General features: G+C 52.1%; 15 protein-coding genes and 3 tRNA genes. 5 read left to right on the forward strand and 13 right to left on the reverse strand.

Features of this window, described 5'->3' with window-relative positions:
- From PSE_RS22555 to PSE_RS22590, 8 genes are all read right to left on the reverse strand, one after another.
- The gene (locus tag PSE_RS22555; protein WP_014286921.1) at positions 1–1005 is read right to left on the reverse strand and encodes an MBL fold metallo-hydrolase; all 1005 of its coding nucleotides are present in this window, start codon (positions 1003–1005) and stop codon (positions 1–3) included.
- Between the two features lie 172 nt (positions 1006–1177).
- Positions 1178–2110: a protein-glutamate O-methyltransferase CheR gene (locus tag PSE_RS22560; protein ID WP_008551369.1), complete on the reverse strand. Its 933-nt coding sequence runs from the start codon at positions 2108–2110 to the stop codon at positions 1178–1180.
- Positions 2107–3369 (reverse strand): chemotaxis response regulator protein-glutamate methylesterase, encoded by a 1263-nt coding sequence (locus PSE_RS22565; RefSeq protein WP_008551507.1) that lies wholly within the window; start codon positions 3367–3369, stop codon positions 2107–2109. Before PSE_RS22565 ends, PSE_RS22560 begins: the two co-directional genes overlap by 4 nt.
- A gap of 3 nt (positions 3370–3372) precedes the next feature.
- Complete coding sequence (locus PSE_RS22570) at positions 3373–3738, reverse strand: PleD family two-component system response regulator (protein WP_008551604.1); 366 nt, start codon at positions 3736–3738, stop codon at positions 3373–3375.
- 30 nt (positions 3739–3768) lie between these two features.
- A complete protein-coding gene (locus tag PSE_RS22575) occupies positions 3769–4266 on the reverse strand; it encodes a chemotaxis protein CheW (protein WP_008551425.1) in 498 nt (165 codons plus the stop codon).
- Positions 4263–7022, reverse strand: a complete 2760-nt coding sequence (locus PSE_RS22580) for a hybrid sensor histidine kinase/response regulator (RefSeq protein ID WP_008551308.1) — start codon at positions 7020–7022, stop codon at positions 4263–4265. The genes PSE_RS22575 and PSE_RS22580 overlap by 4 nt, the downstream gene beginning before the upstream one ends.
- A 147-nt stretch (positions 7023–7169) precedes the next feature.
- Entirely contained in the window at positions 7170–7826 is a 657-nt protein-coding gene (gene chpT, locus PSE_RS22585) for a histidine phosphotransferase ChpT (protein WP_008551467.1), read from the reverse strand.
- Between the two features lie 93 nt (positions 7827–7919).
- Positions 7920–8393 carry a hypothetical protein gene (locus PSE_RS22590; protein WP_148266190.1) on the reverse strand — a complete coding sequence of 158 codons (474 nt, stop codon included), beginning with the start codon at positions 8391–8393 and terminating at the stop codon, positions 7920–7922.
- Positions 8394–8638: 245 nt separating this feature from the next.
- Between PSE_RS22590 and PSE_RS22595 the strand changes: the two genes are divergently transcribed.
- The gene (locus PSE_RS22595) at positions 8639–9232 is read left to right on the forward strand and encodes a DUF1134 domain-containing protein (protein WP_037037827.1); all 594 of its coding nucleotides are present in this window, start codon (positions 8639–8641) and stop codon (positions 9230–9232) included.
- A gap of 106 nt (positions 9233–9338) precedes the next feature.
- Positions 9339–10649: a hypothetical protein gene (locus PSE_RS22600; RefSeq protein WP_014286924.1), complete on the forward strand. Its 1311-nt coding sequence runs from the start codon at positions 9339–9341 to the stop codon at positions 10647–10649.
- An 84-nt stretch (positions 10650–10733) separates the two neighbouring features.
- On the opposite strand, the gene PSE_RS22605 is transcribed toward PSE_RS22600, so the two are convergent.
- Positions 10734–11546 carry a DeoR/GlpR family DNA-binding transcription regulator gene (locus PSE_RS22605; RefSeq protein WP_014286925.1) on the reverse strand — a complete coding sequence of 271 codons (813 nt, stop codon included), beginning with the start codon at positions 11544–11546 and terminating at the stop codon, positions 10734–10736.
- Between the two features lie 292 nt (positions 11547–11838).
- Between PSE_RS22605 and PSE_RS22610 the strand changes: the two genes are divergently transcribed.
- Positions 11839–12108 carry a hypothetical protein gene (locus PSE_RS22610; protein WP_128647366.1) on the forward strand — a complete coding sequence of 90 codons (270 nt, stop codon included), beginning with the start codon at positions 11839–11841 and terminating at the stop codon, positions 12106–12108.
- Between the two features lie 200 nt (positions 12109–12308).
- Here PSE_RS22610 and PSE_RS22615 read toward each other — a convergent pair.
- From PSE_RS22615 to PSE_RS22630, 4 genes are all read right to left on the reverse strand, one after another.
- Positions 12309–12383 (reverse strand) — tRNA-Glu (locus PSE_RS22615).
- Between the two features lie 72 nt (positions 12384–12455).
- A tRNA-Glu gene (locus PSE_RS22620) sits at positions 12456–12530 on the reverse strand.
- 74 nt (positions 12531–12604) lie between these two features.
- A tRNA-Glu gene (locus tag PSE_RS22625) sits at positions 12605–12679 on the reverse strand.
- Positions 12680–12769: 90 nt separating this feature from the next.
- Positions 12770–13126 (reverse strand): DUF6476 family protein, encoded by a 357-nt coding sequence (locus PSE_RS22630; RefSeq protein ID WP_008551336.1) that lies wholly within the window; start codon positions 13124–13126, stop codon positions 12770–12772.
- On the opposite strand from PSE_RS22630, the gene PSE_RS22635 reads away from it, so the two are divergent.
- Positions 13125–14174, forward strand: a complete 1050-nt coding sequence (locus PSE_RS22635; protein ID WP_014286927.1) for an RluA family pseudouridine synthase — start codon at positions 13125–13127, stop codon at positions 14172–14174. The genes PSE_RS22630 and PSE_RS22635 overlap by 2 nt on opposite strands.
- Before the next feature lie 150 nt (positions 14175–14324).
- A complete protein-coding gene (gene rpoH / locus PSE_RS22640; RefSeq protein WP_008551469.1) occupies positions 14325–15218 on the forward strand; it encodes an RNA polymerase sigma factor RpoH in 894 nt (297 codons plus the stop codon).
- The last annotated feature ends 257 nt before the right edge of the window (positions 15219–15475 follow it).

The following is a 15475-nucleotide window of genomic DNA, read 5'->3' on the forward strand; positions in this document are numbered from 1 at the left end:
TTACTCAGGCCGGTCCTGCTCATCCTCATTGCCAAGCTGCAACTGATAAGTTCCAGGAACGAACCGGAACCCGTCTCCGACAGCCTCAACAAACCCCAGTGCAGGGAAAGGCATGTGATAGCCGATGAAAGGAATGCGCTCCTCGGCAATCATCCCAAAGATGCGCCGACGCGTCTCTGCGGCCCGTGCTTTGTCGATATCAAACACAACGCGCCAATCCGGATAGGCTAAGGACCATACAAAGTGGTTCGCAGTGTCCGCGGTTAGCATAAGCTTTCGCCCATTGGCTTCCACCGAATACACCGTATGCCCCGGCGTATGGCCGTATGCCTCAATTGCTGTAATGCCGGGCACCACCTGATCACCCGGATTGATGAAGTCGAATTTATCTTTGAGCGGCAGAACATTCTCCGCAAACACCCGCGCACTTTGGTTCGCTGCAGGACCAAGCTTTTCCCAGTAGTTGAACTCAATCGGGTTCGTCACATACGTCGCGTTGGCAAAGGTAGGAATGCCGTTTTGCATCAGGCCGCCCGTATGGTCCGCATGCATGTGCGTCAGCACCACAACATCAATGTCACCGGGACGAATACCCGCCGTCGCAAGCGCTTTCAGCAAGTTCCCGCTTTGTGGCTGAGAAAGAACACCTCTTCCCGTATCAAACAGAACCAGCCCATTACCGGTATTCACCAGAACCGGCGTGAAAAAGCCTCTGAACTTGGTAGAGGAGATGAAGTGGTCGTGACTGGCTTTGTCAAACACCTCACTCGTCTGGTCCATACCAAACGTATCCTGCGGATGCTCCGCAACAAAGGTGCCGTCCAAGAGCGCATACACTTTGAACTCACCCAGCTGAAACTCAGTGGCTGGGGCGTGTTGATTGGATCGTTCAATCGGAATTTCCGCAGCCACATCCGAACTCCTCATTCCTGTCGCAAGCAAACCGCCAGCGCCTAAAGCAAGGGCAGACCGTCTGCTCAGCTTAAAGAAATCACGAGAACTCATCACTCAAACTCCCTCAGCCCGGTGCCCGGATAACAGGCATTCAGCGGCGTCAAACTAACGGGAAACTCTGAGGATCTTTTGGAGGAATTCGCTCATATTGAATTTGAATTGCGAGCGAATGAAGCGATGCGCAATAAAAAAGGCCAGCTGAACGCTGGCCCATTTCTTGATCTTAAGCTGAGAAGCGAGACCCGCCCGCCAAAGCTTGAATAGTTGGCCGGGTAGTGCCCGGTGTACTTGGCGAAGTTGCCGTAGACCGCGTAAAGCTTGTCGAACCAGCCGGGCGACTTGCAGCCTGCTTCTTGCGGTAAACACCACGAAGGTTTGGATAAGGCTCAAAGCCATCAGTCAAACCAACAACAGTTTCCGCAGCACCAAGCACCAGGAAGCCATCATCCGGTAGCTGACGATAGATGCGGTTCAGCACATCAATCTTGGTCTGCTGGTCGAAGTAGATCAGCACGTTACGACAGAAGATGATGTCAAACTCACCCAGATGGCTGAAGTTCTCTAGCAAGTTCAGCTTACGCCACTGCACCATTGCCCGGATTTCCGGAGCCATCTGCCAGAGCTCGCCCTGCTGAGAGAAGTACTTCAGCAGCATCTGAATAGGCAGACCGCGCTGAACTTCGAACTGGCTGTAAATGCCAGTGCGAGCTTTCTCCAGCACTTCGGTCGAAATGTCGGTACCCAGAATCTCAAAGCGGAACGAACCAACTTTCGCCTTGTCTTCCTTCAGATACATGCTGAGGGAATAAGGCTCCTGACCAGTCGACGCAGCCGCACACCAGATGCGCGCACTCCGGCGTGACTTACGTGCCTCAAGCAAATGAGGAAGCATCACATTCCGGAAGTTCTCGAAAGGGCTCTTGTCACGGAAGAAGAATGACTCGTTCGTCGTCATCGCTTCAACAACGTCATTCTGCAGGGACATGGAGCCCGGCTTGCTGATCGCAAGAATAAGCTCACTCAATCCATTGAGATTATGACGACGAGCTACAGGCATCAGTCGGCTTTCGACCAGATACTGCTTTTCATCGGAAAGAACGAGGCCGCTACGGGATTTCAAAAATTTCTTCAAGAAATCATATTCAGAAGTCATCATCGCGCGGCTCCTTTTAAGATACGCTTGACTTGTGCACCAATCTGATCAAGAGGCACGATGCCGCTGCAGTTCCCTGTACGGGCAGCAGCTCCTGGCATTCCCCAGACAACACTGGAGGCCTCATCCTGCGCTATGACGCTTCCGCCCTTACCGGCAATTACATTGACGCCATTTGCGCCATCACTGCCCATGCCGGTCAAAACGAGTGCCAAACACGCGGTACCGAATACTTCGGCTGCACTTTCAAAAAGTGGATCCACAGATGGCTTACAGAAGTTGACGGGAGCTCCGTCTTCAAGCAGCGAAACCGCCTGCCCGTTCTGCTTGCCGATTTTCAAATGAATTCCGCCTGGCGCGATATACACGTGCCCAGGTTTCAATACATCCATGTGCTCAGCTTCTTTTGAAGGAAGCTGAAGTTGCTTATGCAAATGCTCCGCAAGAATTGTCGTGAACGTCCGCGGCATATGCTGCGTGATCACAACGGGAACCTTGAGCAAACCATCGCGTGCATCAGTCAGCACACGCTGAAGCGCTTGCGGCCCTCCCGTGGAGCTACCAATCACAAGAGCCCTCGGCACGACCGAAGAATATGGCCGTAGCGTAATCTCTTGCTTTGCAGCTGATTGAAGCCCCATTGTCCGCGGACGGCGCAATGCTGCACGCGTCTCTGCCCGGTCAACAGAGGTTTCAGTCCGTCGTTTGTGCGGGTCATTGACAATCTCCGCACGCATTCTGCGTACAGGCTCAGCTGCTGGCTTAATGGTCGTGCGCTTAAGACGTTTTCCCCCACGTCCAAGCAAGCGCAGTTTCTCCAGCAGCTCTCTCTGAAACTCGGTCGCACTGGCTGTCTGGCCAGTTGTTTCCGGCTTGGCGACATAGTCAGTAGCGCCAAGAGAAAGAGCCTTCAAACTTACTTCGGCGTTCCGGCGCGTCAGCGTGGAAGCCATCACGATGATGAGATCGCGTTTCTTTTCTAGAAGCTTCGGAAGAGCTGTCAGGCCATCCATCACAGGCATTTCAACGTCGAGCACAACAACGTCCGGGTTGCTGCGTTCAATGTCTTTTACTGCCAACTCACCATTTCTGTGAGTTGCAACAACTTCCAGCTCAGGATCTGCCTCAATCCATCTGCTGAACAACCCACGAATGACAACGGAATCGTCTACGACCATGACCCGGATAGGTGCCGCATGACCGGATCTCTCCGTCTTTGGCTCCTCAACTTTTGCATACATGCCCAGCCGGCCCATATCCATTACTTAGACCAATCCAACTTCCTGAAATTTCGCTGAAAGAATCTCCCGATCAAACGGTTTCATGATGTATTCGTTCGCACCAGCGCGGATCGCTTTGGTGATGTGAGCAACGTCGTTTTCTGTCGTACAGAACACAACAACCGGCTCCTCACCGCCATCTTCCTCACGCAGCTTGGCCAAAAACTCCAGCCCGTCCATCACAGGCATATTCCAGTCCAACAGAACCGCATCCGGCATTGAAGCTTTACAAGCATCCAGTGCCTTCTGTCCGTCCTCAGCCTCGGTGATCTCAAATCCAATGTCCTCCAGAATGCGGCGGGCCACTTTGCGGATTACGCTGGAATCGTCAACAACCAGACACTTTTTCATTAAATCGGCTCTCTCGCTTCGAAGGTGCGCTTACGCAGCTTTAGGTTCAATAAGGGAGCTCAACAGACGGTCTACATCCAGTACCACCATCAGTCGCCCGTCCAGACGATGAACCCCGCCGGAAATCTCAGCCCAACGGAAATCAAGGTTGGATGGGTTTGCTTCCATCTCATTTCTCGGCAAGTTGAGTACCTCTCCTACGGCATCAATAACAAGGCCATAGGACTCCCCTTTGTACTCAATACCAACAGCCATCATGCCCTGATCAGCATCATTTGGCTTGAGATGAAGCTTGCGACGCATATTGATGGCAGTCACGATGCGCCCGCGCAGGTTCAGTACGCCTTCCACTTCAGGCGGTGCCAGCGGAACCTGTGTAACTTTTTCAGGAACAAACACGTCATGAACCTGAGAGATAGGCAGACCAAACAGCTGGCTGCCAATCACCACAGTCACATACTGGATGTGATCGGCACTGCCCTGACGGTTGTCTTCGTCTTCGACGGCGGAGAGTTTATGAGTTGTCATGCTGCAACTCCCATTTCACTGGTCAAAACATCTTTGAGCGCTGCCAGCAGACCAGGACGGTCAAACTTGGCGACATAGTCATCAAAGCCAGCCTGACGGCCTTTTTCGATAGAAGCTGGTGTCACAACAGCAGACAGTGCGATGATCGGCAGATGGCGGAAGCGCGTATCACGACGCAGGCTCTCACAGAACTCGTAGCCGCTGATATCTGGCATTTCGATGTCAGTCACGATCGCAGCAAAGTCGGTGCCTTTCTCCATCAGCTCGTATGCGCTCTGAGCGCTAGAGCAAACGGTGACATCATAACCAGCCGCTTTCAGAACCGGTGTCAGCATGTTGCGGAAGAACGCACTGTCATCAAGGAAGAGAAGCTTTCTCACCTTAGTCGTCGTGTCGATCTCTTTGCGCATGAACCAGTCATCAAATGCCAGCGGCAGATAATAACCAAGGTCGATAACTTCAGTTGCACGCTCACGAATAATCGCGGAACCAAGCACGCCCTGACGCTCAGACACCACCTCAATGGTCATCCGGTCTTCAACAATGTCGACAATCTGATCTACAACCAGACCCATGGAACGACCGTTGTCGGAGAACACCAGCATTGGCTGAGTACCCTCTGGCTTATGACGATCACCTTCGTTTACATAAACCAGCGGCATCAGAGAACCGCGGTACTGAACCAGATCACGACCATTGGAATGCTCGATCTTGGAGACATCAAATTCTTCAAGACGTGTCACCAGTGACAGCGGAACAGCCTTTGGCTCTTCAGAACCGGCACGGAACAGCAGCAGTGAAATTGGAGCATCCGCATCAATCACACGAGCTTCCTCGTTGTCCTGCTCATCTTCGAAGGTATCAGTCAGCGTACCGGAAGCATGGCTTGCCATCGCGCTTGCAACACCGTTCGGATCGATAATCATGATCACAGAACCATCACCCAGGATGGTGTTGCCAGAGAACATGTTGATGTTGCGCAGCATGGAAGACATTGGCTTCACAACAATCTCTTCGGTATGGAACACGCCGTCCACCACAACACCGAAGGTCTGGCTACCAACCTGCATAACAACAATGAAGCCGTTATCTTCATCCAGATCAGCTTCCTCAGTCTGACCAAGCAGCTGAGACATGTGAACCAGAGGCAGCAACTTGTTACGCAGACGCAGAACCGGGCGATCCTTCAGGCGTTCAATGCGGTGCTCGGAGTTGGACTGTACACGCACCAGTTCAACAACGGAGAGCTGCGGAATAGCGTAGCGATCACCACCAGCCTCAACGATCAGTGTAGACACAATCGCCAGCGTCAGCGGGATCTTGATGATGAAGCTGGAACCCTTGCCCGGAGTGGAGCGAAGGTCGATAGAACCACCGATCAGCTCAACGTTGTTGCGCACAACGTCCATACCAACGCCACGACCAGAAACACTGGTCACGTTAGTCGCTGTCGAGAAGCCTGCTGCAAAGATGAACTTGTAGATCTGCTGATCTGCCATCTTTTCCAGTTCGGCTTCGGTGGTCACACCGTTTTTAAGTGCTTTTTCCTTGATCTTCTCAAGGTTCAGACCACGACCATCATCCTTCACTTCGATGATGATGTGACCGCCTTCGTGATAAGCGGAAAGGGTGATGTTGCCCTTCTCTGGCTTACCAGCAGCAACACGGTCAGCAGGCTCTTCCAGACCGTGGTCTGCAGAGTTGCGGATCATGTGGGTCAGCGGATCTTTGATGAGTTCCAGAACCTGACGATCAAGTTCTGTCTCCGCACCAATCATCTCAAGACCGATTGGCTTATCAAGTTCCTGAGAAAGATCGCGAACAATACGTGGAAGCTTCTGCCATGCGTTGCCGATTGGCTGCATGCGGGTCTTCATGACCCCTTCCTGCAACTCACCGGTTACATTGGACAGACGCTGTAGCGGAACCTTGAACTCGCTGTCTTCATGACGACGAACGATCTCCAGCAGCTGGTTACGTGTCAGCACCAGCTCGGACACCATGGTCATTAGGTGTTCAAGTGTCTCAACATTCACACGAATGGACTGATTAGAAACACCCTGACTGGAAGCCTTACCCTTTGCGCTTGGGTTTTTCGGCTTAGCTTCAGCTTTCTTCGCAACCGGAGCTTCTGCCTGAGGCGCAGCTTCAGGAGCGGCATCCATTGCTTCCGCTTCGTCCTCTGCATCTTCAGCCGGATCAGGCATTTCGATTTCGACTTCAGCTTCCTGGAAGGCGCGCTCCAACTCATCCAGCGATACTTCGCCAGGGCGCAATGGCCGCTCCAGAACCTGATAGATATCGGTACCGACTTCTTCCTCAGCAGCTTTTTCCTCTGCCATAGCTGCCGCCATTTCGTCAGCCATGTCATCGTTGTCAGCGCTTAGGGAAAGTCGTTCCAACTCATCAATGAGATCACGGTCTGCACCTTCTGGCTCAGTACCGTTTGCAGCTTCAAGATCAGCAAGAATATCTTTAATGCGATCGATTGAAGCAAGAACAAGCGTAACCGCTTCGTGTGTTACTGGAACACCATCGCGGAACTTGCCCATAAGAGTTTCAGCAGCATGAGCAATCGCTTCCAGACGCGGCAGGCCCAAGAACCCACAAGTGCCTTTGATTGTATGCACTAACCTGAAAATGTTATCCAGAATGGTGGCGTTGTTTGGCTCTTGCTCAAACTTCACCAACTCAACGTCTACAACATCCAGGCTTTCATTGGTCTCAGTGAGAAACTCTCTGAGAAGATCGTCCATGGCCCGCACCCACTCAATGCTTAGGGGAGCCTCAAAACGAGACTCCTAAATTTCACTAAGGTTGAGTGTTAAGCCAAACGGTTAACATAGGTTGAAAGATTGTAAGATTCATCCAACCTACAATAAATGGTTGTTTTTGACAGTTGATCAGGCAGACTCAGAAACCTGAGTATTTGCCTTGCATATGACGGCGTCACCGTCTTTCTCCAGCTCAATATTTAAGCCAGCTTCACCTGCCAACAAAACCGCATAGATCGGTTGAACAGTGTGGGCATCTACCCGTTCAGGCTCCTGACCGGAAAGAATCTCACTTACAACCTGAGGGATTCGCGCATTCGTGCCTTCAGCTTTAAGGAGAAAGTTCGGAGCGCTCTCATCCCCTTCCATACTGATGGTAATGGTACCACCCCGTGGAACACACTGATTCATGAGCAAAAGCAGGTTCAGGATCAGCTTCACCTGATTCTTAGGCAACAGCAGACGCGGCATGGTCCACTCAAGATTTGCCTTCTCATTGCTCATGTATCCAACAGCAACTTCCTGCGCATCACCCAAATCAATGGAAGCGCCGGCAGATCCGGCAGCACCAAATGCGAGGCGCGCAAACTGAAGTTTCGCAGAAGCTTGGCGGGCTGATTTACGAATAAGGTCCATCGCAAAGTCTGCCATGTCCTCATTGCCTTCTTCATCCAGCACTTCCAGACCGTTTGTGATTGCCCCGACAGGTGAGATAATGTCGTGGCACACACGGCTTGCGACGAGTGCGGCAAGATCAAGAGAAGACAATTCCTTAAATACTGACATAACCGCTCCAGAACTTTGGCCAACTGGCCCTATGATTGATTCGTGATGTGGCGAAAAAGGTACAAGCCTGCTGGTTTAATTCCAAGCTGGACATCATTGATATGGACCGCATTTTACATCGCGTGCACGACTTTGTGCCTTTGCAAGCAAAATGTCCGGCGCCGTCAGAAACAAAGCGCGGTGTTCACGGCTCTGAAACAGCAATAACCGCTGGTTATAGACAAGGTAGATTTTCGCCAATCCCTCAGCTCGGTAGCCTTGCGCAAGTGAGAGGGCATCGCATCCCTGAAATAATGGGGCATAGACCTCTGGATCGTGCTTGAACGCTTCCCGGTTACCTTCATTGGCGAACGCCCAAACCCGACCGCCCCATGAGAGCGACAGGTCTTCACGCCCCTTTTCCGGAGTTTCCGAGACCTGATAGGACACTGGATCGCACATGGACAGCGTGTATGTGAACCGTTCCTGCGCATAGGCGAATGCTGAGGCAGCACACAAAAAAAGGAGTGAACCCCACGCAATTCGGCCTGTACGCACAAATTTTCTGTAGAAAACATCAGAAATCATGAGAATGTCCATCCAGAGTCCGAATCACCTGCATTAACTAAACCGGCAAGTTTGACAGAGATACAAAATTCGCGACGCCTGGCCAACGGGATGCACATCATTTACCCAGCTATACCGTGATTAACCACTAGGTAGATGTAAGGCACTATAACTTGTTGTACCTAAAAGTTGCACTATGCCCTTAACATTGGATTTGCTCTGAACAATCCAAATTCTCGGGTTTCTTGGAAGGAGACGTTGGCATGATGACGAGCCTGTTCGCCAATCTGCGCAACAAAGCTGCAATCGTCCTTTGCGCCATTTTCGCTCTGCTGGCGCTCAACACACATTCATATGCACAAGCGGCTGTTGATCAGTCACGCTACCACGAGCAAGACATCCTCTCCGCAGGTCATGACTTCTTTGGTTCCATCTCCACCGGTCTGGCACAGGTCGTGGAACGCGCTGTTCAGCAATACGGTGAGCCAAACGGCTATATTCTGGGCCAGGAAGGCTCCGCTGCATTCTTCGCAGGCGCTGCGTATGGTGAAGGCACGCTCTACACCCGCAACGCAGGCAACCACCAGATTTTCTGGCAGGGTCCATCTCTGGGCTTTGACGTTGGCGGTGACGGCGCACGCGTGATGATGCTGGTCTACGATCTGCCAAGTGTCGATGCCATCTATCGCCGCTATGTTGGTGCAAAGGGTTCTGCTTACCTCGTAGGCGGCTTCGGCATGCAGGTTCTGTCCAACAACGACATCTTCGTTGTGCCGGTTCGTGCAGGCGTTGGTGCCCGCCTCGGCCTCAACATGGGCTATTTGAAATTTACTAGGAAGCCAACATGGAATCCTTTCTGATATAACTAACCCTGCGTTAGTTATATTTTGGCAAGTTAGTGTGTGAGAGAATGCGCTTAAGTCTGCTGCAGACCCTCACACCCGTTAAACAGATCAGGCATAGTTTGTGATTGAAATTGCACTATACATTGCACTGGGTTTCTTCCTCGCGAGCATTCTAGCGCTCGCTGCCCTCCCCTTTATTTGGGGCCGTGCTGTACGTCTCACACGCAAAGCGATTGAGACGTCCAACCCGATAAGCTATGCCCGCGCCACCATGGCAAAAGATGCGCTGCGCGCGCAGCACGCTATAGCGATCCGTCAGATGGAAGTTCGCCTGGAAGGCATGACGGAAAAGCTTGCTGAAAATGCATCCGCCCGCGCAACTGCCGAGGCACAACTCGCTGAGCTGAAGGAAGAGCTGAGCGTCGTGCAACTCAAGTCCGCCCGAGAGCGCAAAAACATGGCTCAGAAGGCCACACGCTTCCTGCGCCGCAGAAATCCATCTGAACCAATTCCCTTCTCCGCTGATGACCGCATCACGACCGAGCCTGAAGCAGAGTTGGAAACTGCAGGTGCTGAACAGACAGCCGACCAGAAGGCATCCGCTGAGATTATCCAGCTCAACAAACAGGCCGCCGCAGAAAAGACCCGCGAGCTTGATGCTGAACTGAAGGACGAAGAAGGTGCGACCAAGCCAGTTGGTCCAATCGACACTTCAGAACTTCAGGATATGGACAACCCGCTTGCAGAACTGGCAACTCAGATCTCTCAGCAGGTTTCAGAGATGACGGCGGAAGCCGAAACCAAGCATCAGCCAACCTCTCCGGCAGAGGCAGCGGAACTGGCCTCACAGTCTTTCACCAAACTCAAAAGCCGCTACAGCTCACTGGAACGCGAGCGTGATGACCTGAAACACGCCCTTCAGCAAGAGAAGGCAGCCAAAGAAAAAGCTGCCAAGCGCACCACCAGAAATCCGAATATCAAAACGCCTGAGCATATGAAAACTCTCGAAACCGATCTGGAAGAAGCAAAGAAAACAATCGAGAAGCTGACGAAGCAACTCGAAGAACGCGCTAACAGCACCTCCAAGATCGAGGAAGCCGTTGATCTGCGCAATGAACTGAAAGATCTTGCTGCCCAGATCACAGCAAAGGCAATTGCAGAAAATCCTCCGCTCGCAGAAAAGTACGATGAAGTCCTGAAAGACCTCAGCACAATCGCCTCAAGCACACCGAAGGCTGAGGCAGCAAAGCCCAAAACCACGCGCACCAGACGTACTCCGGCTAAAGCTACAAAGCCGCGCACCCGTAAGCCTGCAGCAGCAAAGAGCGCTCCAGCGGCAAAAGCGGACAAAGCAACGCCTGCACCAGAACCAGACAAGAACCTTGCTGAACGCATCGCAGACGCAAGAAAGACCAGCAGCTCCCGCGGCTAACCTTCGGCCTCGCACATCTCAAACAAAAGGCGCCTCAAACGGCGCCTTTTTCGTATCTACCATCAGAATGCTGCGTTAGCCAGCTCAGGCCTCTGTCGGGCTCTTGGAGCCTCCACTCGCATCCTGTTGCGATTTACCGGCCACTTCCACCAGTCGCACTTCATTGTCCGCCAACAACTGACGGTAATCCTGCGAAACCAGCGTATCCGTTACAAACGTATCCACTTGCGCGATATGGCCAATCCGTACAGGAGCAGAACGCTCGAACTTGGTCTGGTCAGCGACCAGAATAACATGCCGTGCATTCTCAATGATCGCCTGCGCAACACGCACTTCGCGGTAATCATAGTCCAGCAGCGCCCCATCACGATCCAGCGCAGACACACCAATCACAGCGTAGTCCACCTTGAACTGCCTGATGAAGTCCGCAGCAGCCTCACCCACAATGCCGCCATCTGTTGCACGCACCAATCCGCCAGAGATGATCACTTCATTCTCTGAGAATGGGCGCAATGTGCTTGCCACATTGAGGTTGTTGGTGATGATCATAAGGCCGGTACGCTGGATCAAAGCCCGCGCCACTGCCTCAGTGGTCGTCCCGATATTCACAAAGAGCGATGCACGATCTGGGATCAGGTCAGCAGCGGCTTGCCCGATAGCTTCCTTCTCTTTGCCTGCCAGATCCTTACGCGCGGAATAGCCCAGGTTCTCAACGCCAAACGCCAGCAGCGCGCCACCATGTACGCGGGTCAGCAGCCCTTGGTCGCTCAACTCTTTCAGGTCTTTGCGGATTGTCTGAGGAGACACAGAAAAGCGCGTGGCGAGTTCGTCAACTTCCACCTTCCCGGTCTCTCGGGCAATATCAAGAATAGAGTTGTGGCGCGAAACCAGCATCATGAATCAAGTCCGATAATTTTTTTGTACATTGCCACCAGTCTATAATCTGCGATGTTTCACAGTACTATAGCCAAAAGCACAGAAGCATCCAGACGACTATTAGATGAGTTCAAAACAAAAGTCCTCTTGCCTCTGCTCCCGTACTCTTAGTATTAATACGTCACAAAAAGGGGACAAGCTGCAACTTTTTCCATCTTTGTCATGATACCGCCCAAAGAAGTCCGTTAAAGCTCACGCGGATCAATACACTGTCTTATCAAAGTTCAGCTAGAAAATCTAAGAGGGACGAACTGTGACCCGCGTAATGGAACGGCAATACAGTGCCAATCGGTATTCTGCAAAGAAACCAGCCGCACTGAAAAGCAAACTCCAGACTGCTGAGGCCCGCATCGAAGTTCTCGACAACATCGATGACTTGAAAGAAATGAATGCTCAGCTCAGTGAAAGTCTGGCAAAGACCGTCAGCAACGAAACTCAGAGTGACGAAAAGCTCTGGAATGATGTTGACGGCGATAAAGAAGACCACCACCTCGGCGCAGGATTAAACGGTCGCTGGTTCTAAACCGCACCTTTGGGCTTTCCTGCTGCAAACACATCTATCCTTGAAGTGCTGCATCACCCCATCTAGGGGAACCATCCTCAGACAACATCCAAGCAAACACCACATACCATGGCTGACATGCGCTTTGCCTTAAGCAAAAGATGCAAGCGGGCTCAATACTGCTTACTGGCTCAGTAACAATGTATCGGGAAGAAAAGTAGTGGTACGCCCAAGGGGAATCGAACCCCTGTTTCCGCCGTGAAAGGGCGGCGTCCTAACCGCTAGACGATGGGCGCTCACACAGTGAGAGAACTTTCAAAAAGCTCTGTCTTCGAGCAGATGACTGCCCGGTATTTCGAAGACAACTATGGTACGCCCAAGGGGAATCGAACCCCTGTTTCCGCCGTGAAAGGGCGGCGTCCTAACCGCTAGACGATGGGCGCTCACATAGTGAGAAGACTTTTTACAAAGTCCTGTCTTCAAGCAGATAACTGCTTGGTATCGCTGATGAAGCTTTTGGTACGCCCAAGGGGAATCGAACCCCTGTTTCCGCCGTGAAAGGGCGGCGTCCTAACCGCTAGACGATGGGCGCCTAAGCTTCGCTCTCGCGATGGACGGGGGTATATTGGCTAATTCCCCGCTTGGCAAGCCCCCTCCTCAAAAGAAAAGGGGGTTTATCCACCTATCTCGCAACAAAATCAGTGCGTGCGATTTTTCGACCCGTCACAGGGTCGATATAGACAAGTGCTTGTGACGCACCTTCTTTCACCAGCACAACCAGATTTCCGTCCATCTGGGTCACGGAGATAACCTGTGCTTCAGCGCCAATCGCAATTGTTGCAGCAATATTATCTGCGCTAACATTGGAATTATTGGCGTTAATCTTATAGAAGATGGCCGCAAAGACAGCTAATAAGCCGAGCACCATGACAAGGCTTGACCCCATCAAGAGGCGGCGGAGCTTCGCTTGAAGCCTCAAAGCTGCTGGATCAAGTTCGTCCTGTACAGTCTCGTCGCTGTCAGTATTAGGATCACGCATGAACGATAAATCTCCTGAGGGCACCCAGCCACTCACAAACTCTGTAATTGCCAATGAGCAACAACCAACAGTCATCACGCCAGAGCCGGAAGACACCGGTCGCCGTCTGGATGCTGTGCTCGCTGCGCATATAGATGACTTCAGTCGCAACCGACTTCAAGCCTTGATCCGGGCTGGTCAGGTTCAAATTGGCCAGCGCACGGTGTTGGAGCCTAAATATAGAGTCTGTGCCGGAGATACAATCACTCTTATTGTCCCGGAGCCAGAAGCAGCTGAACCACAGCCAGAAGATATCCCTCTGACCATCGTTTATGAGGACGAAGACCTGATCGTCATCGACAAACCAGCAGGCCTTGTCGTGCATCCAGGCGCTGGCAATCCTACTGGCACACTGGTCAACGCACTGATCCACCATTGCGGCTCCTCCCTGTCCGGTATCGGCGGCGTCAAGCGCCCTGGCATCGTTCATCGCATTGATAAAGACACCACAGGCCTGCTCGTCGTCGCTAAAAATGACATGGCACACCAAGGCCTCGCAGCTCAGTTTGCCGACCACGGCAGAACCGGTCCACTGGAACGGGCCTATAAAGCTCTTGTCTGGGGTGCTCCCACCGCAGCAAAGGGAACCGTAGACGCCAACCTCGCTCGCTCAACCGCCAACCGCCAGAAGATCTCAGTACTGAAAACCGGAGGTCGCCACGCGATAACCCATTGGCAGGTTCAGGAGCGTTTTGGGCCGCAGGATGAAGCTGCCGTAGCAAGCCTCATTGAATGTCGTCTGGAAACAGGCCGAACCCACCAGATCCGCGTACACATGTCCCACATCGGAAATCCGCTAATAGGTGATATGGATTACGGTTCTGGCTTTAGAACTAAATACAATAAATTCCACGAACCACTGAAAACCCAGTTGGCGGAATTCAAACGACAAGCTCTTCATGCAGGACTTTTGGCGTTTGCGCACCCAAGAACGCAGGAATTCATGAAGTTTGAATCGGAGTTACCCGCTGATTTTGCTGGTATTCTTCAATCATTACGAAAAATTTAGGCCAAAAAAATTGCCGATCTGGTAGCGTTTTGGCCACAATGTTCCCATATAGAAACTTCAGGTGCGCTTCATCTGGAGGCACCAATGTGTGTTTGCCGAAAAGCCTGATCCCTCGATCAGGCGGGAACACTAAGCAAGGAGGGGTGCTTTATGGCCCGTAACCTACCAGCCCTCACGGGTGGCGAAGGCGGTTTAAGCCGCTATTTAGATGAGATTAGAAAATTCCCGATGCTTCAGCCGCAGGAAGAGTACATGCTCGCCAAGCGCTACCGGGAACACGACGAACCTAAAGCTGCCGAAAAACTTGTAAATTCTCACCTGCGCCTCGTTGCTAAGATCGCAATGGGTTACCGCGGCTATGGCTTGCCACTGGGCGAAGTCATCTCCGAAGGTAACGTAGGCCTGATGCAGGCTGTAAAACGTTTTGAGCCGGACAAAGGCTTCCGACTGGCAACCTATGCGATGTGGTGGATCAAAGCCTCCATTCAGGAGTATATCCTGCGCACTTGGTCGCTGGTAAAAATGGGCACCACCGCAAATCAGAAGCGTCTGTTCTTCAACCTGCGTCGCGTCAAAGGCAAAATTCAGGCATTTGAAGACGGTGATCTGCGTCCTGAACAGGTTCAGCAGATTGCAACGACTCTCGGCGTAACGGAAAACGAAGTTGTTTCCATGAACCGCCGTTTGGGTGGCGACTCTTCTCTGAACGCTCCACTGCGCTCCAGCGAAGGTGAATCCAGCGAATGGCAGGATTGGCTCGTTGACGATTCCGAAAGTCAGGAAGCTGTGCTTGCTGAGCAGGAAGAGTATGACGTGCGCCGCGATATGCTGAAAAATGCTATGAGCGTTCTCAATGAACGTGAAACCCGCATTTTCGAAGCACGTCGTCTGTCAGAAAACCCAATCACTCTGGAAGAGCTTTCCACCGAGTTTGGTGTCAGCCGCGAACGTGTTCGCCAGATTGAAGTGCGTGCTTTTGAAAAGGTCCAGAAGGCCGTTCAGGAAAGCGCAATGGCAATGGCTGCCCAACACGCAAGTGCATAACACGTACTCCCGCTCAGGGGGTACGTTTCTCAGCCATATGAAAATGGACGCTGATTGCACAGCCATGATGGATGCTGTCTGCATTGCAATGCTTACATGCACACGATTTGAGCTGAATTAACTTAAAATACAAATCATCTGTAGGAACATCCTTTTAAATAAACAGCCAAGCTTGTCGTCCCCCAGATGCTCTCCTAAGGTTAATGATGAGGGGATTTTATGTGAGTTGGGTCGCTTCCCCTCTTGGGGGGAAATAC

It is taken from the genome of Pseudovibrio sp. FO-BEG1, from assembly GCF_000236645.1.
Taxonomy (GTDB): domain Bacteria; phylum Pseudomonadota; class Alphaproteobacteria; order Rhizobiales; family Stappiaceae; genus Pseudovibrio.

Excerpts from the sequence above, each read along its gene's own strand:
- PSE_RS22555 (WP_014286921.1), bottom strand. The coding sequence starts at position 1,005 with ATGAGTTCTCGTGATTTCTTTAAGCTGAGCAGACGGTCTGCCCTTGCT.
- PSE_RS22560 (WP_008551369.1), bottom strand. The coding sequence starts at position 2,110 with ATGATGACTTCTGAATATGATTTCTTGAAGAAATTTTTGAAATCCCGT.
- PSE_RS22565 (WP_008551507.1), bottom strand. The coding sequence starts at position 3,369 with ATGGATATGGGCCGGCTGGGCATGTATGCAAAAGTTGAGGAGCCAAAG.
- PSE_RS22570 (WP_008551604.1), bottom strand. The coding sequence starts at position 3,738 with ATGAAAAAGTGTCTGGTTGTTGACGATTCCAGCGTAATCCGCAAAGTG.
- PSE_RS22575 (WP_008551425.1), bottom strand. The coding sequence starts at position 4,266 with ATGACAACTCATAAACTCTCCGCCGTCGAAGACGAAGACAACCGTCAG.
- PSE_RS22580 (WP_008551308.1), bottom strand. The coding sequence starts at position 7,022 with ATGGACGATCTTCTCAGAGAGTTTCTCACTGAGACCAATGAAAGCCTG.
- chpT (WP_008551467.1), bottom strand. The coding sequence starts at position 7,826 with ATGTCAGTATTTAAGGAATTGTCTTCTCTTGATCTTGCCGCACTCGTC.
- PSE_RS22590 (WP_148266190.1), bottom strand. The coding sequence starts at position 8,393 with ATGATTTCTGATGTTTTCTACAGAAAATTTGTGCGTACAGGCCGAATT.
- PSE_RS22595 (WP_037037827.1), top strand. The coding sequence starts at position 8,639 with ATGACGAGCCTGTTCGCCAATCTGCGCAACAAAGCTGCAATCGTCCTT.
- PSE_RS22605 (WP_014286925.1), bottom strand. The coding sequence starts at position 11,546 with ATGATGCTGGTTTCGCGCCACAACTCTATTCTTGATATTGCCCGAGAG.
- PSE_RS22635 (WP_014286927.1), top strand. The coding sequence starts at position 13,125 with ATGAACGATAAATCTCCTGAGGGCACCCAGCCACTCACAAACTCTGTA.
- PSE_RS22630 (WP_008551336.1), bottom strand. The coding sequence starts at position 13,126 with ATGCGTGATCCTAATACTGACAGCGACGAGACTGTACAGGACGAACTT.
- rpoH (WP_008551469.1), top strand. The coding sequence starts at position 14,325 with ATGGCCCGTAACCTACCAGCCCTCACGGGTGGCGAAGGCGGTTTAAGC.